Source organism: Cryobacterium sp. BB307 (genome assembly GCF_012274275.1).
Classification (GTDB): domain Bacteria; phylum Actinomycetota; class Actinomycetes; order Actinomycetales; family Microbacteriaceae; genus Terrimesophilobacter.
Genome location: NZ_JAANZA010000001.1, coordinates 718569 through 738173, shown reverse-complemented (window position 1 = coordinate 738173; position 19605 = coordinate 718569). Strand labels below are relative to the sequence as shown.

Below are 19605 nucleotides of genomic sequence, written 5' to 3'. Positions count from 1 at the left end.
TCAGCGGCGGGCATGCATGCCCGGCACCGGCGCGAGCGTCAGTTCAGGATGATCTGCTTGGTACCTTCGCTGGTCACGCCGCCGACGGTGACCTTCAGGTGGTAGCTCGCGCCGCCCGCGGGAACGCCGGGGCGCTCACCCTCACAGGTGCTGGCCGACGAGCGGGTGCGATCCCACGGGATCAGCTGGCTCGACAGCGGGGTGTTCGGCTTGAGTACCGTCGTGGCCGGATCCGCCGGTGCCTGGCAGTCCTTCGACGTCCAGTACTGCTCCGCACCGCTCGTGATCACGAACTCCTGCACATCCGCACCGACGGGCATCATGCACGCGACCGAGCTGGTGTTAGTGATCGTGAAGCCGACCTGGGGCAGTTGACCTGCGCCATACGTTTCCTTGTCGGTGACCGGCACGACCTTGATCACCGAGGGCTCGCACGGCGCGCCCTCCTCCTGCTCGGGGGCGGCAGCTGTCTCGGTGGTCTTCGGCTCGTCGGTCGGCGACTTGTTCTCGTCCGCCTGACCGCGAGGGCTGAAGATGATCATGGCGATGATGACGATGACCGCAAGCACGCCCAACCCGACCACGATGCGGCGGCGCCAGTACACCGAGGGCGGCTGGGGGCCGACGGGATTGCGGAACGTCGACATGCCCCAAGGGTAGACGCGACACGCCGCTCGCACGGAGCGACGCCCCGGCGTGGCCGCGAACTCGCTTCGCCTAAAACCGCTTGATCATGCGGGTATTTCCGAGCGTATTCGGCTTCACCCGAGCGAGGTCGAGGAACTCGGCGACACCCTCATCCTGCGAGCGCAACAGCTCGAAGTACACCTCGCGGTCGATCTCCTCCTCGCCCATCGGCTCGAAGCCATGCCGGGTGAAGAAGTCCACCTCGAACGTCAGGCAGAACAGCCGGCTGAGTCCCAGTTCGCGAGCATCGGCCTCGAGCCGGTCAAGGATGGCGTGCCCAACCCCGTGCCGCAGCCAGGGCTGGGCGACCGCCAGGGTGCGTACCTCACCAAGGTCCTCCCACATCACGTGCAGCGCGCCGCATCCGATGATCTCGCCGTTCTCGGCTTCGGCGACCACGAACTCCTGAATGCTCTCGAAGAAGACCACGGGGTCTTTGCCGAGCAGAATCCGTCGCTGCACCAGCGGCTCGACGAGTTGCCGGATGTCGCGCACATCACTGGTGCGCGCGGGCCTGACCGAAAAACTCATCGCTCGATCATATGCCGCTGCTCGCCTGTGTGACGGCGCGCCCCTCTGGCCCGAGCGCCCCGGCACCCGTTAACCGAGTTGCCCACTTCGGCCCCGAAATCCTCGAGATTTGGGGCGGAAGTGGGCAACTGGGTGTTGTCTAGCCGATCAGGCGGATGCGTCGGATGCCGGCGGCAGCGCCTCGTTCGCGGGCGTCGCTGTCAGCGCGGGCTCGCGGCCCGGCTGGACGCTGGTCGTGAACACGAACTCGCCGTCGACGAAGTCGATGTGAACGTGGTCGCCCGCGTTCAGCTCGCCCTTCAGAATGCGCTCGCTGAGTCGGTCCTCGACCTCGCGCTGCATCGCACGACGCAGCGGCCGCGCGCCGAGCGCCGGGTCGAAGCCGATCTCGATGAGGTGCTCCTTGGCAGGCGTCGTGACGTCTACCGTGAGGTCGCGGTCGAGCATCCGCTCGGCGAGGCGCTTCGTGAACAGGTCCACGATCTTCACGAGCTCTTCCTTCGTGAGCTGCGGGAACACGATCGTCTCGTCGACGCGGTTCAAGAACTCAGGCTTGAAGTGCTTCTTCAGCTCCTCGACGACCTTGGCGCGCATCCGGTCGTACGACGTCGCGGTGTCGCCCTCGACCTGGAAGCCCACCGGGCCACCGGTGATGTCCTTGGTGCCGAGGTTCGTGGTCATGATGATCACGGTGTTCTTGAAGTCGACGACGCGGCCCTGACCATCCGTCAACCGGCCTTCCTCCAGAATTTGGAGCAGCGAGTTGAAGATGTCCGGGTGGGCCTTCTCGATCTCGTCGAACAGCACCACGGAGAACGGCTTGCGGCGCACCTTCTCGGTGAGCTGGCCGCCCTCTTCGAAGCCGACGAACCCGGGAGGGGCACCGAACAGCCGCGACACGGTGTGCTTCTCGCCGTACTCACTCATGTCGAGCGAGATCAGCGCACCCTCGTCGTCGAACAGGAACTCGGCGAGCGCCTTGGCCAGCTCGGTCTTTCCGACACCGGTCGGGCCGGCGAAAATGAACGAACCGGATGGCCGCTTCGGGTCCTTGAGTCCGGCGCGCGTGCGGCGTATGGTCTTGGCCAGCACCGCGACGGCCTCTTCCTGGCCGATGACGCGCTGGTGCAGCGCATCCTCCATGAACATGAGGCGGGCGGTCTCTTCCTCGGTGAGCTTGAACACCGGGATGCCGGTAGCAGCAGCGAGGACCTCGGCGATGACGCCTTCGTCGACGATGCCGGTGTGGCCGGCTTCGCCGCTCTTCCACTGCTTCTCCAGGCGCAGACGCTCGCCGAGGAGGTTCTTCTCCTCGTCACGAAGCGACGCGGCCTTCTCGAAGTCCTGCGCCTCGATGGCGCCTTCCTTGCGGCCGCGCACCTCGGCGATGCGGTCGTCGAACTCACGCAGCTCCGGCGGTGCCGACAGGATCGACAGACGCAGGCGGGCGCCGGCCTCGTCGATCAGGTCGATTGCCTTGTCGGGCAGGAAGCGGTCCTGCACGTAGCGGTCGGCGAGGTTCGCCGCCGACACGAGCGCGCCATCCGTGATCGACACCTTGTGGAACGACTCGTACTTGTCGCGCAGCCCCTTGAGGATGTTGATCGTGTGCGGCAGCGAGGGCTCCTGCACCTGCACCGGCTGGAAGCGACGCTCGAGCGCGGCATCCTTCTCGAAGTGCTTGCGGTACTCGTCGAGCGTGGTCGCGCCGATGGTCTGCAGCTCACCACGGGCGAGCAGCGGCTTCAGGATGCTCGCCGCGTCGATCGCACCCTCGGCCGCACCTGCGCCGACCAGGGTGTGGATCTCGTCGATGAAGGTGATGATGTCGCCGCGCGTGCGGATCTCCTTGGTCACCTTCTTGAGGCGCTCCTCGAAGTCACCGCGGTAGCGGCTTCCGGCGATGAGGCTGCCGAGGTCAAGCGTGTACAGCTGCTTGTCCTTCAGCGTCTCCGGCACGTCGCCGCGCACGATCGCCTGGGCGAGGCCCTCGACGACGGCGGTCTTGCCGACGCCCGGCTCACCGATCAGCACCGGGTTGTTCTTGGAACGGCGGGAGAGGATCTGCATGACCCGCTCCATCTCCTTCTCGCGCCCGATCACCGGGTCGAGTTTTCCGTCGCGTGCGGCCTGCGTGAGGTTGCGGCCGAACTGGTCGAGGATCTGACTTCCAGCCTGCGGTCCGGGCTGGCCCTCGTTGGCGCCCACTTGTACCTGCTCCTTGCCCTGGTAACCGGAAAGGAGCTGGATCACCTGCTGGCGAACCCGGTTGAGGTCGGCGCCGAGCTTCACAAGAACCTGGGCGGCGACACCCTCACCCTCCCGGATGAGTCCGAGCAGAATGTGCTCGGTGCCGATGTAGTTGTGGCCGAGCTGCAGTGCCTCGCGCAGTGACAGCTCCAGAACCTTCTTCGCACGCGGCGTGAAGGGGATGTGCCCGGTCGGCTGCTGCTGACCCTGGCCGATGATGTCCTGCACCTGTTCGCGCACGGCATCCAGCGAAATGCTCAGCGACTCGAGCGCCTTGGCGGCGACGCCCTCACCCTCATGGATCAGTCCGAGCAGAATGTGCTCGGTGCCGATGTAATTGTGGTTGAGCATCTTGGCCTCTTCTTGGGCCAGGACGACGACTCGACGTGCTCTGTCGGTGAATCTCTCGAACATTCTTGAATCTCCCTGGGCGCCTGCAGGTATGGCGCCGATACAAAGAGACTAACGACGCGATGCTGGCAAAACTGCCTCTGTTCGCCATGGGCGTGACGCGCTTCCCATGGTCGGCTTCGGGCGCATCCGGATGCCTGGGCGAGCGCCCTCGTGGAGGCTGCAGACCGGTTCAGGTGGGCTCAAGGTGCGTCGACTAGGGTGCCTCCCGACATGCACCCGAACCACCTCACCCCGAACTTCGACCCGAATACCGACAACCAGCCGACGAACCCGATCACGGTCCCGCTCGACTCAGCGAGCCTCCAATCCGGGAGCCTCGACTGGTTTGGGAGTCCCAAGTCGGCATCGGATGCGACATCCGAGCTGACCACGATCCTGCCCGCCGGCGCGGCTGGCGCCGTGCCCGGCTCCCGCCGCGCGGCACGGGCCGCCGATGGCGAGCCGGAGAATCCGTTCCCGACCCGGCGCGAGGTGCGCGAGGCACTGAACCGCCAGAGCGCGTCCGAATCGTCAGGCGACGAGCGGCGCCGCACTCGCTTCATGCAGTGGGGCGCCGGTGTGACTGCCGTGCTCACCGTGATGGTCGGCGGCCTCATCGTGCTGTCGGTGGCGCAGCCAATGTCCGCGGAGGCAGAGGCTGAGCGCACTGCCGATCGCGACCGCCCGTCGACTTCGCGCACCCCAACCGAGGAACCGACCCAGGCGCCAGAGGAGACCGAGGCGGAGTCCGACGTCGAGGCGAATGTCGAGCCGACTCCCGAGCGGGATCAGCCGACCACGGAGGCTCCCGCGCCGGCGCCAGCCCCCGCCCCAGACCCTGGGCCGGCTCCCGCGCCGGCTCCCAAGCAGCCGGCACCGGCGCCCACCTCGCCATCGCCTACACCCACGCCGACGCCAACTCCCACCGAGGAGCCGACCGCGACGCCAACGCCGGAACCGGAGCCCGAGGAAACCCGTCGCGGCTGGATCGGAGATCTGCTACCTTAACGATTATCGTTGTTATCGATAATCGTTAGGTGGGGGAATGAAGCAACTGGGGGTTGCCAACGCGATCGCGCTCGTTGGCACGGCCGTCGTCGCCGGACTGTACGGAATCGCCGTTCTGGTGATCGCGGTACTGGGCACTATCAACATGCTGGCGGCGGAGAGCATCCGCCTCCCACAGCCGGTTAATGCGCCCATCGCGGTCACGCCGGGGCCGGATGCATCGCTGCAACTACTCGAGGGGACCTTCCGGTCCGCCGACATCGAGATCAGCGGGGCGAGCCCAGTCATCCGGACGCTGCTCACCTCGAGCATGGTGCTCGACACCATCACGCAGCTGGCCATCGTCGCCGGGCTGATCGCCCTGAGTGTCGCGCTGCTGCGTGGCCGTCCGTTTGTGCCGAGCCTGCGCCGCGTGCTGATGGGTGTCTCGCTGGCACTCGTTGTCGGCGGGCTCGGAAGCGCCGGACTTCTCGGCTTCGCCAATATGGAAGTCGCGGCTGCGCTTGATGCGCCAGGCTTCCCGATGGTCGCAGAATTCGACTTCACCGCCGCGATCATCGGTCTTGTCCTCGCGCTCGTTGTGGTCGTCTTCGAGTTCGGCGAGCGGCTGCAGCGCGACACCGAGGGACTCGTCTGATGGCGGCGACGCGGGAAGCGCCGGAAGTCGAGCGCCTTCCTCTCGCGCCCCGAGTGCTCGTTCTCCTGCTGGCAGCCGGCGCCCTGTTCTTCGCCTTATGGACAGCCACAATCGGCACGCTCGAGATCGTCAAGCAGCTCACCAGCCACACGGTCTACATGACGATGCATCCGGCGCCGATCGAGGAGGGGGGCGTTGGCGGATTCGTCTCCTTCAGCGAGAGCGGGGAGAGGGACGACGCCATAGTCGGCCAGTGGACGGCCACAATGGTGACTGTTCCGGACCTTTCTGCAGGAACCATGGTGGTCAAGATGGCTGCAGATGTGCTTGGCGTCTTGACACTGGTTGTCCTCGCTCTGGGCGCTTTTGGGTTGGGTCGTGCTCTGCTCGCGGGAAGGCCATTCACACGCGCCACGACACGAAACGCCGTGTTCGCGGCGTTGGCCATTCTCGCGCTCGGAATTGCGGCTCAGTTCGTCGAGTGGTGGGCTCGGCTGTTGGTGCTCGACGAGCGGTCGTCGCTGGCCTTCTCGCGGGACCTCGTCGCAGATCCCACCGTGATCACTGTCGGCTTTGCGATAGCCCTGGTTGCGATCGCGTTCCGCTACGGCGAGCGGCTGCAGCGCGACACGGAAGGACTTGTCTGATGGGCGAGGTCGAGCTGACGGGGATCCGCTGCCGGCTCGACGAGCTGCTGGAGGAACGCGGCATGACCCTCACGCGCCTGAGCGAGCTCGTCGGCGTCAGCATCGTGAACCTGTCGGTGCTGAAGAACGACCGGGCCCGCGCCATCCGCTTCTCCACGCTCCGCGCGATCTGCGACGCCCTCGAGTGCGAAGTCGGCGACCTGCTCACCCTCGCCGACTGACCGGAGGGTTTGTGGGAAACCCTCAGGGAGGGATAAGGCGAGACCGCTAGCTTCGGGGCCGGAGGTCACATGCAATCGAACGGCGATACACCGCACCCTGGCGCACCAGACCCGAACGATGCGCCCACCGATCGTCTGCCCGCGGGGGAATCGGTCGAGAATGCCGCCCCGGATGCTGCTCAGCAACCGGATGCTGCTGCGGGTGCTCCGCTCAACCAAGGCGACCTGAGCGACGAACCGACACAACCGCTTCCGCCAGTGCCGGAGGAGGGTGCGGCGCCCCCTGCTGGCGACGATGTCTTCGCGTCTCACGTTCCGGTAGCGGGTGCTGCAGCCGGTGGCGGCGCTTCGATGGGGGCGAGTCTTCCACCCGAGGGCGGCGGACCGGGCGGTCCAACCGAGCCGACCGGTGGGCGTCGATCGGTCCTCCCGTGGATCCTCGGCGCCATTGCATTGCTGCTGGTGGCTGGCATCGCCTCGCTGTTCGCGTTCGGCTTCCAGCGCGGTGAAGAGCCGGCAACCTCCCCGACCGAGACGCCCGCGCCATCCGTCAGCGTTCCCTCGGTGACCTTCGGGCCGATCGAGCCCACCCAGCCGCCTGGCGAGCCCGTCCCAGAGCCGACTCAGGCTCCGCCGCCACCACCGGCCCCGGATGAGCCCGAACCGACCGAGCCGCCCGCACCATCCACACCGGCTGCGCCCTCGCCGAGCACGCCACCACCCGGGACGACCCCAGCCGAGCCGTCAACACCGGCACCATAAAGCGGGGTAGGCGCATCCCGGCGACTCGCAGGCGGGCCGCGTTAACATTCCGTATGAGCAACCTCGACCTCGACCCGCACGAGCTGACGATCGAGGACGAACCCAGTCCCAGCAGTTCCGTTCAGGTGCTCGGCTGGCGTGATGTGCCGCTCGGCGGCCCTCGGGCGATGACGGTCCGCCGCTCGCTCCCCCAACGCGGCCGGTCGCTGATCGGCGCGTGGTGCTTCGTCGACCATTACGGGCCCGACGACGTCGCCGTCACCGGTGGGATGACCGTCCCGCCGCATCCTCACACCGGATTGCAGACCGTCACCTGGCTCTTCACCGGCGAGATCGAGCACCGCGACTCCACCGGCGCGCACGCGATGGTGCGCCCGGGCGAGCTCAATCTGATGACCGCCGGACGCGGCGTGCAGCACTCGGAGGTCTCCACCTCGGAAACCAGCGTGCTGCACGGGGTGCAACTGTGGACGGTGATGCCGGACCGGTCCCGGCACGGCGCCCCGTTCTTCGAACGCTTCGTGCCGGCGGCATTCGACTTCCAGGGTGCGACCATCCGGGTGTTCCTGGGCAAGCTGCTCGGGGTCACCTCGCCGGCGACGGCCTTCACCCCACTCGTCGGGGCCGAAGTCATCGTCCCGCCGAACACCCGCATCACGGTGCCGGTGGACTCCACGTTCGAGCACGGTGTGCTGGTCGACTCCGGCAGCGCGGAGGTCGACGGAGTCACCGTTACCCGTTCGGAGATCGGCTACCGCGCGGCGGGGTCAGAGACGCTCAGTATCCGGAGCGGTTCGGACGGCGCCAGGATCGTGCTCATCGGCGGCGTGCCGTTCGGGGAGCAGATCGTCATGTGGTGGAACTTCATCGGCCGCAGCCACGACGAGGTGGTCGAGTATCGGCGCCGCTGGCAGATCGAGGTGATCGAGGAGCGGATTCCGGATGGCTGGTTCGGCGAAGTCGCCGGATACGAGGGCGGCCCGCTGCCTGCGCCGACCCTGCCGACGGTGCGGCTGAAGCCGAGAGGCTAGTTGCGCTCCGGCGACCTCTGGTCGAGCTTGGCGCGCTCTTCGGCTTCGATGTCGGCGTACACGGCGCGTTCGTTGCGGTCGGCGCGGATGATCGAGCGCAGGATGAACCAGAACAGCAACCCGACGAGCGCGGTAGGCGCGAGGGAGTAGAGCGCGTTCAGCCAGAAGTCTTCGATCACGGCTACAAGGATACGCGTCTTCGCTGGGTGGGCTGCTTTCGGTGGTCGAGGTTGTCGAGACCGCCCCGCTGATTGAGGGATCGCGAAGCGATCGTCTCGAAATCACCACCCCAAGACACTCATCAGCCGCGCATCCAGCGGCGCAGCTTCTTCTTCGACGCCGCGCGCCACGCCGTGTCGTACGCGGCGGCCGCTGCGGCGGAGCGGGCTTCTTCGAGACCGGCCAGGCGACCGATCTCGAATGTGTCTTCGCCTGCTTCCTGAGCCTGAACCGCCAGGCCGATCAGGGTCTCGCCGGCGATCACGCTATCCCGGTATTCGCCGATCACCTCCTGCACCCCCTCCATGGCGGCTGCGAACCTCTTGGCGTCCTTGCCAACGGCCGGGACGAGTGCCTCACTGGCGTAGCGCGCCCGCTTGGCAGCCTTACGGACCTCATGCAGGAGAGCCTCGCGCTCCTCGCCCGTGCCCGCCGCCCCCGCACGGTCGTGGAGACGGCGCATCTGGCGGTATGCCTTGCCGACGCGCTGCGGCAAGATGCGGTCCGCCCGGCTTGCTGCCGCCTCGGTCAGCGGCGGGCTGTGGACCAACTCGTCGAGCGCGTCGAGCAGCATGAAGTAGCGCTGGCTGTCGAGATCGCCACGCAGCACGCGCTTCGCGCGTTCGGAGCGTTCGCCGAACTGCGTGTTGACGCGTTCGGCAGCGGCGTCGCGCGCTGTGTCCCGGCCATCTTCGGACAGCGCCCCGCGCAACCGTGCGTGCAAGACCTCGCTGTCGCGGGCGCCGCCCAGCGAATGTCCGATCCACCTCAGCTCGCCGCGGATTGCGTCCGTGTGTTTACCGTCAAGGACTGGTCGGAAGATCTTCAACGCCGAGCCAAGCCGCCTTGAGGCCACGCGCATGTCGTGCACCGCGCCATCCGCGTCACGGCGCACCCCGGCGTCAGCAGTTCGGAGTTCCGCAAACTGCTCGGTCACATAGGCCATGACGAGCTCGCCGGCCGTACCGCGACGATGACCCCTGCGGTACCGGGCGAACTCGCTGTCCATGCTGCTCATCTCCCGTCACTCACCCTAGCGAGCGGGATGCGCACTGCGGAGGCAGCGCTGAGTCCTGCCCCTACTTGACCAGCGGGAACAGGATCGTTTCGCGAATGCCCAGCCCGGTCAGCGCCATGAGCATGCGGTCGATGCCCATGCCCATGCCGCCGGTGGGCGGCATCCCGTGCTCGAGTGCGCGCAGGAACTCCTCGTCCAGCCGCATCGCATCCGCATCACCCTTCGCGGCGAGCGCCGCCTGCGCGACGAAACGCTCGCGCTGCACGACCGGGTCGACCAGCTCGGAGTATCCGGTCGCGAGTTCGAACCCGTCGATGTACAGGTCCCACTTCTCCACGACACCCGGCTTCGACCGGTGCGCGCGCACGAGCGGCGACGTGTCGACAGGGAAATCGGCGACGAAGGTCGGACGTTCGAGCGACGGTTTCACGAAGTGCTCCCACAGCTCCTCGACGAGCTTGCCGTGGGTCGGGTGCTGAACCTCGATGCCGAACTTGTCGGTCAGTTCGCGCAGGCTCTCGTACGGCGTCTCCGGGGTGATGTGCACGCCGGATGCCTCGCTGAGCGACTCGTACATCGGCAGCCACCCCCACTCGCCGCCGAGGTCGTATTTGCGCCCGTCCGCCCAGGTCACCACGTGCGATCCGGATGCCGCGAGCGCGGCGTTCTGCACCAGCTCCTGCGTCAGTTCGGCCATCTGGTTGTAGTCGCCGTACGCCTGATAGGCCTCGAGCATCGCGAACTCGGGGCTGTGGGTGGAGTCGGCGCCCTCGTTGCGGAAGTTGCGGTTGATCTCGAACACCCGCTCCAGCCCGCCGACGACGGCACGCTTGAGGAAGAGCTCCGGCGCGATGCGCAGGAACAGCTCGGTGTCGAACGCGTTGGAGTGGGTGACGAACGGGCGAGCGGATGCGCCGCCGTGGATGGTCTGCAGCATCGGCGTCTCGACCTCGAGATACCCGTGCTCAGCGAAGGTCGACCGCAGCGACGCGACCGCCTGCGCTCTGGCCTGCACGGTGATGCGCGCCTGCTCTCGAGCGATCAGGTCGAGGTAGCGCTGGCGGACCCGCGTCTCATCACCCAGCTCGGAGTGCAGGTTCGGCAGCGGACGGATCGCTTTCGATGCGATCGACCATTCCTTGGCCATGATCGACAGCTCGCCGCGGCGGGAGGAGATGACCTCGCCGGAGACGAACAGATGGTCGCCGAGGTCGACGAGTTCCTTCCACCGTTCGAGCGATTCCTCGCCGACTTCGGCGAGAGACACCATCGCCTGGATCCGGGATCCGTCGCCGGCCTGCAGCGCGGCGAAGCACAGCTTGCCGGTGTTGCGGAGGTGCACGATGCGCCCCGCGACGCCAACGGTTACGCCGGTGGACGCATCCGGTTCCAGGTCGCCGAAACGCTCACGCACCGAGCGGATGCTGTCGGTCACCGGGACTGCGACCGGGTACGCCTCGGCACCGGATTCGATCAGCCGGTCTCGCTTGGCGAGCCGGACCTGCATCTGCTCGTTGACCTCTTGTTCGGTCAGTTCGGGCTCGGGCAGGGCAGTCTCGGTCATGTGTCGAGTTTATCCGGGTGCTGCTGGGCGGAATTTCGAGACGATCGGCTTTGCCGATCCCTCAACCAGCGAGAGTGACCGGCCGGTTGTCGATCAGCCGCGTCGAGCCAACCCGCGCCGCCACGATCGCGAGCGCCTCTCCCCGGTAGCCGTCCCCGACGGCAAGGAAGGTCTCGGGGTCGACGAACTCGAAGTAGTCCACGTCCAGGCCCCGCTCCGCGCGCAGCACCTCGAACCCGGCATCGCGGGAACCGGATGCCGCGGCCGCAGCCAACGCGCGCGACAGCGCAAGCGCGTTCTGGTGCTCCTCGTCGCTCAGGTATCGGTTCCGGCTGGAGATAGCGAGCCCGTCCGGGTCGCGGACCGTCTCGATCGCCTCAACCGTGACCGGCAGGTTCAGGTCGCGCACCATCCGGCGCACCAGGAAGACCTGCTGGGCATCCTTGCGGCCGAACACCACGGTCTGCGGCTGGACGATGCCCAGCAGCTTGGCGACGACCGTCAGCATTCCGTCGAAATGTCCGGGGCGGCTCGCGCCCTCGAACACCGTCCCGACGTGCCCCGCCGTTACGCGCGTCTCGGCGCGGCCATCCGGATACAGCTCGGTGACGTCCGGCGCGAACACGACTACGTCATCCGGGAGCTTCGCGAGGTCACCGTCCAGGTCGCGCGGGTAGCGCTCGTAGTCCTCGCCCTCGCCGAACTGCAGCGGGTTGACGAAGATCGACACCACGACGGTGCGCTCGAGCTCCGCCGCACGCCGCACCAGCGCCAGGTGGCCGTCGTGCAGGGCGCCCATGGTCGGGACGAAGCCGACGCTCGTCTCCCCCGCGAGCCGGGCCCGCAGGTCGGCGATGGTCCTGATCAGTTCGGTCACCTAGTCATCCTCCGGCGGCAGGGGTGGTGTGCTGATCGCCCGGGCGAGCGCGTTGTCCACAGCGGCGCGCACGAGCGGTGAGAGCACAGCGCCGGGCGACTCTACGCCGATCCCCGCGAGCAGGTCGACCGCCTGGCCGACGATCGAGGCGGAGAACTCTGTCGCCGTCGAGATCGCCTCGCCGTACGCCGCCCGGTCGGCCTCGTCGATGAGCACCGGCTCCGCCCCGAGCTCGACCGCGAGCGCCTGCCCGATCGGCTGCACCGGGCCGGGAGCGGTGACCGCGCAGTACGCCTCACGCAACCGCACCAGGTCCATGCTTGTGCCGGTGAACGCGATCGCCGGATGCAGCGCGATCGGGATTGCCCCTGCCGCAACCGCAGGCGCGAGCACCGAGACGCCCAGTCCGGGCGCGGTGTGCAGCACCAGCTGGCCCGGATGCCACACTCCGGCAGCCGCGAGGCCCGAGACGAGTGAATCCAGCTCCGAGGCCGGGATTGCGAGGATCACGAGTTCGGCGCGCTCGATGACATCCGGGATCTCAAGGATCGGCACGCCAGGCAGCAGCGCTTCCGCGCGCTCCCGACTGGCCTCCGAAACCGTGGAGATGCCGACGATCGCATGACCGGCGCCGGCCAACGCCGCGCCGAGCACCGGGCCGACCCGACCGGCTCCGATGATGCCGATCCCGAGCCTGGCCGCTGCGGTCATGCCGGATGCTCCCGCCAGCGGTGCGATCGGTCGGCCCTGCCCGCGTCGACGACCACGGTGGCGACATCGCCGAAGAAGCGGACCGCGTCGTCCTGGTCGATCGCACCGATGCGCGCGAAAATCGGTCCGTCGACAGTGTGCAGCCGAACGGCGGCGATTCTCAGCGAGCGGGCAAGCGGGCCTTGCTCCAGGGCGACCGACTGCAAACGCGGGTCCGGAACCACGATGACATCCCGCCAGATGGCCCCGCGACGCAGCACAATGCCCCCCGGAACCTTGGCAAATCCGTTGCGGAGGCGGCTGAACCAGCGCACCACCCTGGCCCGTGCCGGCGAAATGGTGAAGCCGTCGACCGCACCCTTTGACGACAGTGCTAGAGCGATAACCTCTCGATCCGCGACATCCGGAAGCAACAGGTCGAGCACACGAGCAACGTCACCCGCGTCGCCGACCGGCAGGATGGTCGTGTTCTGCTCTCCGGCGGCGCCCCGCGCACTCGAACGCGATGCGCGGTTGACCTTCAGCTGCCACCAGCCGAACGGCCGCCACAGCAACGACTGGCTCAGCTGCACCGAGTGAATGCGCCCCGGCGGGAGCGTCGAATTCGTTGTCGACAGCAGTCCGAAGCCGACTCGCACGCCATCCGGGGTGGCCGCGATCGAGTAGCGCAGCGAGCGCAGGAATTTGGACACCAGATAACCACCCAGACCGAGGATCGCCGGCACGATGGCGAACAGCGGGTAGATCTCCCCGGTGGTGAAGACCCCAACGATTGCGCCGATGATCAGCAGCAGCAGGAAGATGGTGCCCTCGCTGAGCACGATCGAGCCGAGGAGCCGGCCGGGGTTGAGCTTCACGACCGACTCCGGCGGGGCTGCGTTTGGGTCCAGCTCCGGGGCGAGGAACTCGCTGACCCGCTGCTCGATGGTGCCGCCAGCCGCGGGCGTCTCCGCGGCGCGCTCGGCGCGGCGGGTTCCGGACGCAAGCAGCAGGATGTCACGTCGCAGGTCGTCGGCATGCGCGCTGCCGAGGTAGGTCAGTTCGACGTTCGCGTCGTTGCCGGCCTGGTTGATCTCAAGCTTCGCGGCGCCGAACAGCCGCGCGATGAACGGTCGGCTGATGTTGATCCCCTGGATGCGATCCAGCCGTGCCTTGCGGTTGGTGCGGAACACGATGCCGCTGCGCACCTCGACGACTTCCTCTGTCACTCGGAAGCTGTGCATCCGCCACGAGATGTAGAAGCCGAGGATCAGCACCAGGAGCACCGCGGCAATGCCGGCGAGGAACCACGGCAGGTAGCCGGTCTCCAGCAGCAGGTCGAACGGGTCGTCGGACTCGAATCCCGTCGGGAAGAAGATCTCGATGAGGCGCTCACGGAGGTTCGCGAGGACAACGCCGAGGATGGCGAGCAGCGCTATGCCGCCCCGGAGCAACGGTGAAGCCGGATGCAGCCGATGCCAGTTGCCGTCGGTCAGGTCGGTCGCTGGCGCGGGAAGCAGCTCCGGCGACGGCGGCGCGGCATCCAGCGGCTCGCCCGGCCGTTCCTGGTGGTCCGTCACAGCCCCGCCCTGCGGGATTCGGCGAGCTCGACGAGCTCGTCACGAAGTCGGTCGGCCTCCGCTTCCGGCAGGCCGGGAATGGTGACACCGGTCGCCGCAGCGGCGGTCACGAACTTCAGCTCGCTCAACCCGAGCGCGCGGGACAGCGGGCCGCGGTTGATGTCGACCAGCTGCATCCGCCCGTACGGAACGGCGACAAAGCGCTGGAACAGGATGCCGCGGCGGAACAGCAGGTCGTCGTCCCGCAGTTGATAGCCGATGGCGCGCACCCGCCGCGGGGTGAGAGCGAGCGGGATGAGCGTCGCGAGCGCGACGATGATCGTCACCGTCCAGGCGACCGGAATGCCGAGGATGCGCCATTCAGGAAAAAACACGTGCAGCAGGCCGGTCAACCCGAGCATCACTACAGCGCCGATGCCGTCGCCGATCAGCTGCGCAACGATCAGCTTGGGCGACACCCTGCGCCATTCGACGTCCGCGAGTTCCAGGTGCTGCGTCATGTGCGATGCGCCCTCCGGGCTAGTGCGAAACCGTGACTGGTGGTGCGCCGGTGTCCTCGTCATCGTCGTCGTCGCTGCCGGGGGGCACCCGGCACAGTTCTTCGGCGACCAGTCCCCCAGCCAGCAGGAGCCCGGCTCCGACGATCGTCGCTGACACGGCCGCCACCGAGCCTACCCCGATCACCGAGCGGGTCAGGAGGTACGCGATCGCGCCACCGGCAAAGCCCGCGATGAGCGCTCCAGACAGGGCGGACGCCTTCGCCAGCATGAGGATGCGCGTCGCGTAGAACGGGTCGATCGGGGTCGCGGTCTTCTTGCGCACCGTGCGCCGAATCGGCAGCGCCAGTACGACGATGAGCACCCCGATCAGGGCCAGCGCGACAGCGAGCGTGATCGGCGGGATCAGGATTGGTCGCCCGGTCGTCGCCAGCGCCGTCTCGACGAAGGCGCCGACGATCGCGCCGAGCACGATCAACAGCACGATCGTGAGTGCCCCGGTGCGCTTCACGCCGACACCTCCTCGGCGAGCGGACGGGCCGGATACTCGGTGACCGGATCAGTTGCCGCCCTCAGCAGGTCGGCCACCCGTCCATGCCCGTGCAGCACGGCATCCGGTTGCACCTGCGACCACGGCGCGAGCACGAACGCACGCTGCCACGCGCGTGGATGCGGGAGGCTGAGCTCGGCAGTGTCGCGGCTCAGGCCGGCGAAGTCGATGAGATCGAGGTCGATGGTGCGGTCCCCCCACCGTTCGGCGCGCACCCGTCCGAGCTCGTGCTCGATGCGCTGCAACTGCTCGAGCAGCCGCTCCGGCGAGAGCGCGGAGCGCACCAGGACCACCGCGTTGAGGTAGCTGGGGGCGGACTCGTCGATGCCGTCGGGCTTGAGCGCGGGAGTCTCGACGATCCCGGATGCCGCAAGAACGACCACGCCGGAGACTGCCGCTAACTCGCGCACGGCGTCACGCAACGTCTGCTCGCGATCGCCCAGGTTGCTGCCGAGGGCGACGACAGCCGGAAGCTCGACTCGTTTGCGCATCACCGGCTCCGCGTGAGCGTCACCGCGACATCCTCGAATGGCACCGAGATGGGCGCCTGCGGCTTGTGCACAGTCACCTCGACAGTCTGCGCGGTCGGGAACTCGAATACGACGTCGACGATCCTCGCCGCGAGTGTCTCGATCAGGTCGACCGGGTCACGCTCAACCGCGGCAACGACCCGTTCGGCCAGCACCCCGTAGTGCAGGGTCTCGTCGAGGTCGTCGCTGCGCGATGCCGCGCTCAGGTCGGCCCACACGGTGACGTCGATGACGAACTCCTGCCCGTCGCGCCGCTCGTGTTCGTATACCCCGTGGTTGCCGGTGGCACGCAACCCGGTGATCGACAGCCTGTCGGCGCTCATGCGCCGGCCTTCGGTGCGGCGCCGGTCCGGCGGCCATCGTTCCAGGCTGACCACACGTCGAGCGCCGCACGGGTGGCGGCGACGTCGTGCACGCGCACACCCCACGCGCCGGATTCGGCTGCGAGGGCGCTGATCACCGCGGTGGGCGCGTCCCGCTCGGCCGTCGGTGCGTCATCCGGGACCAACGGCGCCAGGAAGCGTTTGCGGGAGGCGCCGACCAGCACGCGCTGACCGACACTCGTCAGTTCGGAGAGGCGACCGAGGAGCTGCCAGTTGTGCTCGGCGTCCTTGGCGAAGCCGAGGCCAGGGTCGAGGATGATGCGTCGCGGCTTGACGCCCCACACGATCATCTCCGCGACGCGGTGCTTGAGCTCTTCGCGCACGTCCCGCACGACGTCGCGGTACACGGCCTTCGTATCGCTGGGTCCGCGCCAGTGCGAAATGATGTAGTCCAGTCCGGTCTGCGCGACGATCCGGCCCATCTCCCGGTCGGCGAGGCCACCGGAGACATCGTTGATCATCGCGACGCCCGCGTCGGCGGCGGCGGCCGCAGTCGCGGAGTTCATCGTGTCGACGCTCACCGCGATGTCACGCGCGACCAGTTCCTTGATCACCGGCATGATCCGGCGCAGCTCCTCGTCGACGGTGAGGCGCTCCGAGCCCGGCCGTGTCGACTCGCCACCGACGTCGATGATGTTCGCGCCGGCCTCCACCATCGCGGTCGCGTGGGTGATGGCGTCGTCGAGTCTGCTGTACCGGCCGCCGTCGCTGAAGGAATCGGGGGTGATGTTGAGGATGCCCATGATCGCTGGACGCCTAGCCTCGCTGGCCCTCGCCCTCTTCGCCTTCACTGAAGCATCCCCTCTCGTCCGTGTGTTCCGTGACATTCCTACCCGTGGTCACTGCCAATAAGCGCAATGGCCTCGGCACGCGCCGCCGGCTCGCTGAGCGAGCCGCGGGTCGCCAGGGTGACCGTGGTGCTCTCGGTTTGCTGCACCCCGCGGGCTGTAACGCATCCGTGGCTCGCCTCCAGGACCACGATGACGCCGAGCGGGTCGAGGCCGCTGTCGAGGGCATCTGCGATCTGCTCGGTCAACCGCTCCTGCAACTGCGGGCGCGAGGCGAGCGTGTCAACAACGCGGGGCAGCTTGCCGAGGCCGACCACCCGATCGCGCGGCACATAGCCGACATGCGCGGTGCCGAGGAACGGCAGCAGGTGGTGTTCGCACATGGACCGGAACTTGATGCCCCGCAACAGCACGAGCTCCCCGGAGAGCGCACCGGCGTCGACCAGGTCGGAGGTCGCAGACAGGTGCACCAGCGGGTCGGCGCCGACGCCGGAGAAGAAGTCACTCCACGCCTCGGCGACCCGCGCCGGGGTCTGCTGCAGACCCGGACGGTTGACGTCCTCGCCGATCGCCGCCAGGAGTTCGGATACCGCGGCCTCGATGCGCGATGCGTCGAACGCGCCACCCACCGTCTCGCCGCCCACCACGGTCACCGCTTGACTACGCGGTCGCGATGCCGGGCTGGGTGCGCCGGGTCTTCTGCTTCGGCTTGCTCGGCTCGGACTCGACACCACCATCAACGGCCTCCGCGTCGATCGGGGCCTTCGGCACCATCACCGGCGGGCGGCTCGACACCGGACGGTCGGTGCTCGAGAGCCACTGCGGGCGCTCGGGCAGCAATGTCACGTCGGCGAAGATCTCGGCGAGCTGCAGGTGGTCGAGTGTCTCTTTCTCGAGCAGTTCGGTCGCGAGCCGGTCGAGCACGTCGCGGTTCTCGTTGAGCACCTGCCATGCCTCGTCGTGTGCCTGCTCGATGAGCGCACGCACTTCGGCGTCGACGCGTTCGGCGATGGTCTCCGAGTAGTCGCGCTGGTGGCCCATGTCGCGGCCGAGGAAGACCTCGCCGCTGGACTGGCCCAGCTTGACGGCTCCGACGTTTGAGCTCATGCCGTACTCGGTCACCATCTTGCGGGCGATCGAGGTGGCCTTCTCGATGTCGTTGGAGGCGCCGGTAGTCGGGTCGTGGAAAACGATCTCCTCGGCGACGCGGCCACCCATCGCGTAGGTCAGCTGGTCGAGCAGTTCGTTGCGGGTGACCGAGTACTTGTCCTCGAGCGGGAGCACCATGGTGTAGCCCAGGGCGCGACCGCGCGGCAGGATGGTGACCTTCGTCACGGGGTCGGTGTGGCGCATCGCCGCGGCAGCGAGCGCGTGGCCGCCCTCGTGGTACGCGGTGATGAGCTTCTCCTTGTCCTTCATCACACGTGTGCGGCGCTGTGGGCCTGCCATGACCCGGTCGACCGCCTCGTCGAGGGCGCGGTTGTCGATGAGCTGAGCGTTAGAGCGTGCGGTGAGAAGCGCGGCCTCGTTGAGGACGTTCGCGAGGTCGGCGCCCGTGAAGCCGGGCGTCTTGCGTGCGAGCACCTCCAGGTCGACGCCGGCGGCCATCGGCTTGCCCTGCGCGTGCACCTGGAGGATCTGCTTGCGACCCTGCAGGTCGGGTGCGTCGACGCCGATCTGCCGGTCGAAGCGCCCGGGGCGCAACAGCGCAGGGTCGAGGATGTCGGGACGGTTCGTCGCCGCGATCATGATGACGTTGGTCTTGACGTCGAAGCCGTCCATCTCGACGAGCAGCTGGTTGAGGGTCTGCTCGCGTTCGTCGTGCCCGCCGCCCATGCCGGCGCCGCGGTGACGGCCGACGGCGTCGATCTCGTCGACGAAGATGATGGCCGGGGCGTTCTCCTTCGCCTGCTGGAACAGGTCGCGCACTCGGCTCGCGCCGACACCGACGAACATCTCGACGAAGTCGGAACCGGAGATCGAGTAGAACGGCACGCCCGCCTCACCGGCGACGGCGCGCGCGAGCAGCGTCTTGCCGGTTCCCGGAGGGCCGTACAGCAGCACACCCTTCGGGATGCGCGCGCCCACGGCCTGGAACCTCGACGGATCCTTCAAAAAGTCTTTGATCTCGTGAAGCTCTTCGACAGCCTCTTCGGCGCCAGCGACATCCGCGAACGTGACCTTGGGGCTCTCCTTCGAGACCAGCTTCGCCTTCGACTTGCCGAACTGCATGACCCGGCTGCCGCCGCCCTGCATGCTGGAGATCAGGAACCAGAAGATCAGGCCGATGATGAGGAACGGCAGGATGAGCCCGAGCAGCGACATCCACCAGCTGCCCTTGTCGACTTCGTCGTCGAAGCTCTTCAGGCTCGAGGTGCTGACGGCATCGACGACCTCGGCGCCACGCGGTGCCGCGTAGTAGAACTGCACCTGCTCGCCCTGGTCGCCGGCTTCCTTGAGCACCAGGTCGACGCGCTGTTCGGCGTCGACGATCTTCGCGCTCTCGACCTTGTCGCTCGAGAGCAGTTCAAGGCCCTGCTGGGTCGTGATCTCCTTGAAGCCGGAGCCGCCAAGGAGCATGAAGCCGAAGGAGACGGCCACGATCGCTACCAGGATGTAGACGAAGGGGCCGCGAAAGAAGCGCTTGAAATCCATGAGTGATCCGGGCACGTCACCCGGCACCTTTCTTCATATGAGGGTAGCGGAGGGCCGCTGAGCGGCATCCGCGTGTTTGCTGGAGGC

22 protein-coding genes are annotated in these 19605 nt (G+C 67.6%); 6 read left to right on the top strand and 16 right to left on the bottom strand.

The genetic code is table 11. The features are described from left to right. Positions 1–38: 38 nt before the first annotated feature. The 3 genes from HGK58_RS03620 to HGK58_RS03610 form a co-directional block, all read right to left on the bottom strand. Positions 39–647: a hypothetical protein gene (locus tag HGK58_RS03620; protein WP_168626157.1), complete on the bottom strand. Its 609-nt coding sequence runs from the start codon at positions 645–647 to the stop codon at positions 39–41. A gap of 70 nt (positions 648–717) precedes the next feature. Next, complete coding sequence (locus tag HGK58_RS03615) at positions 718–1218, bottom strand: amino-acid N-acetyltransferase (RefSeq protein ID WP_168626156.1); 501 nt, start codon at positions 1216–1218, stop codon at positions 718–720. A gap of 147 nt (positions 1219–1365) precedes the next feature. Next, positions 1366–3882 carry an ATP-dependent Clp protease ATP-binding subunit gene (locus HGK58_RS03610; protein WP_168626155.1) on the bottom strand — a complete coding sequence of 839 codons (2517 nt, stop codon included), beginning with the start codon at positions 3880–3882 and terminating at the stop codon, positions 1366–1368. A 210-nt stretch (positions 3883–4092) separates the two neighbouring features. On the opposite strand from HGK58_RS03610, the gene HGK58_RS13595 reads away from it, so the two are divergent. The 6 genes from HGK58_RS13595 (at position 4093) to HGK58_RS03580 (ending at position 8167) form a co-directional block, all read left to right on the top strand. After that, a complete protein-coding gene (locus HGK58_RS13595) occupies positions 4093–4869 on the top strand; it encodes a hypothetical protein (RefSeq protein ID WP_210422587.1) in 777 nt (258 codons plus the stop codon). Positions 4870–4906: 37 nt separating this feature from the next. Further along, positions 4907–5506, top strand: coding sequence for a hypothetical protein (locus HGK58_RS03600; protein WP_168626154.1), 600 nt, complete (start codon positions 4907–4909; stop codon positions 5504–5506). Next, entirely contained in the window at positions 5506–6153 is a 648-nt protein-coding gene (locus tag HGK58_RS03595; protein ID WP_168626153.1) for a hypothetical protein, read from the top strand. Before HGK58_RS03600 ends, HGK58_RS03595 begins: the two co-directional genes overlap by 1 nt. Further along, positions 6153–6374 (top strand): helix-turn-helix domain-containing protein, encoded by a 222-nt coding sequence (locus HGK58_RS03590; protein WP_168626152.1) that lies wholly within the window; start codon positions 6153–6155, stop codon positions 6372–6374. The genes HGK58_RS03595 and HGK58_RS03590 overlap by 1 nt, the downstream gene beginning before the upstream one ends. A 69-nt stretch (positions 6375–6443) precedes the next feature. Continuing rightward, entirely contained in the window at positions 6444–7136 is a 693-nt protein-coding gene (locus tag HGK58_RS03585) for a hypothetical protein (protein ID WP_168626151.1), read from the top strand. Positions 7137–7189: 53 nt separating this feature from the next. Then, positions 7190–8167, top strand: a complete 978-nt coding sequence (locus HGK58_RS03580; RefSeq protein ID WP_168626150.1) for a pirin family protein — start codon at positions 7190–7192, stop codon at positions 8165–8167. On the opposite strand, the gene HGK58_RS03575 is transcribed toward HGK58_RS03580, so the two are convergent. The 13 genes from HGK58_RS03575 to ftsH form a co-directional block, all read right to left on the bottom strand. Then, positions 8164–8346: a hypothetical protein gene (locus HGK58_RS03575; protein WP_210422792.1), complete on the bottom strand. Its 183-nt coding sequence runs from the start codon at positions 8344–8346 to the stop codon at positions 8164–8166. The genes HGK58_RS03580 and HGK58_RS03575 overlap by 4 nt on opposite strands. 122 nt (positions 8347–8468) lie before the next feature. Then, positions 8469–9395 carry a CHAD domain-containing protein gene (locus tag HGK58_RS03570; protein WP_168626149.1) on the bottom strand — a complete coding sequence of 309 codons (927 nt, stop codon included), beginning with the start codon at positions 9393–9395 and terminating at the stop codon, positions 8469–8471. A gap of 70 nt (positions 9396–9465) precedes the next feature. Then, on the bottom strand, positions 9466–10968 hold the full coding sequence (gene lysS, locus HGK58_RS03565; RefSeq protein ID WP_168626148.1) for a lysine--tRNA ligase: 1503 nt from the start codon (positions 10966–10968) through the stop codon (positions 9466–9468). A 61-nt stretch (positions 10969–11029) separates the two neighbouring features. Next, a complete protein-coding gene (gene panC / locus HGK58_RS03560; RefSeq protein WP_210422700.1) occupies positions 11030–11836 on the bottom strand; it encodes a pantoate--beta-alanine ligase in 807 nt (268 codons plus the stop codon). Positions 11837–11845: 9 nt separating this feature from the next. Beyond that, positions 11846–12556 (bottom strand): Rossmann-like and DUF2520 domain-containing protein, encoded by a 711-nt coding sequence (locus HGK58_RS03555; RefSeq protein ID WP_168626146.1) that lies wholly within the window; start codon positions 12554–12556, stop codon positions 11846–11848. Continuing rightward, positions 12553–14115, bottom strand: coding sequence for a PH domain-containing protein (locus HGK58_RS03550; RefSeq protein ID WP_168626145.1), 1563 nt, complete (start codon positions 14113–14115; stop codon positions 12553–12555). Before HGK58_RS03550 ends, HGK58_RS03555 begins: the two co-directional genes overlap by 4 nt. Continuing rightward, complete coding sequence (locus HGK58_RS03545) at positions 14112–14615, bottom strand: PH domain-containing protein (protein WP_168626144.1); 504 nt, start codon at positions 14613–14615, stop codon at positions 14112–14114. Before HGK58_RS03545 ends, HGK58_RS03550 begins: the two co-directional genes overlap by 4 nt. Positions 14616–14634: 19 nt before the next feature. Continuing rightward, positions 14635–15123, bottom strand: coding sequence for a DUF3180 domain-containing protein (locus HGK58_RS03540; protein WP_168626143.1), 489 nt, complete (start codon positions 15121–15123; stop codon positions 14635–14637). Beyond that, a complete protein-coding gene (gene folK / locus HGK58_RS03535) occupies positions 15120–15653 on the bottom strand; it encodes a 2-amino-4-hydroxy-6-hydroxymethyldihydropteridine diphosphokinase (protein ID WP_168626142.1) in 534 nt (177 codons plus the stop codon). Before folK ends, HGK58_RS03540 begins: the two co-directional genes overlap by 4 nt. Beyond that, complete coding sequence (gene folB, locus HGK58_RS03530; RefSeq protein ID WP_168626141.1) at positions 15653–16015, bottom strand: dihydroneopterin aldolase; 363 nt, start codon at positions 16013–16015, stop codon at positions 15653–15655. The genes folK and folB overlap by 1 nt, the downstream gene beginning before the upstream one ends. Next, a complete protein-coding gene (folP, locus tag HGK58_RS03525) occupies positions 16012–16818 on the bottom strand; it encodes a dihydropteroate synthase (protein WP_168626140.1) in 807 nt (268 codons plus the stop codon). Before folP ends, folB begins: the two co-directional genes overlap by 4 nt. A gap of 86 nt (positions 16819–16904) precedes the next feature. After that, entirely contained in the window at positions 16905–17516 is a 612-nt protein-coding gene (folE, locus tag HGK58_RS03520) for a GTP cyclohydrolase I FolE (RefSeq protein WP_349236117.1), read from the bottom strand. A 7-nt stretch (positions 17517–17523) separates the two neighbouring features. Further along, positions 17524–19518, bottom strand: coding sequence for an ATP-dependent zinc metalloprotease FtsH (ftsH, locus tag HGK58_RS03515; RefSeq protein WP_168626138.1), 1995 nt, complete (start codon positions 19516–19518; stop codon positions 17524–17526). Positions 19519–19605 lie beyond the last annotated feature (87 nt).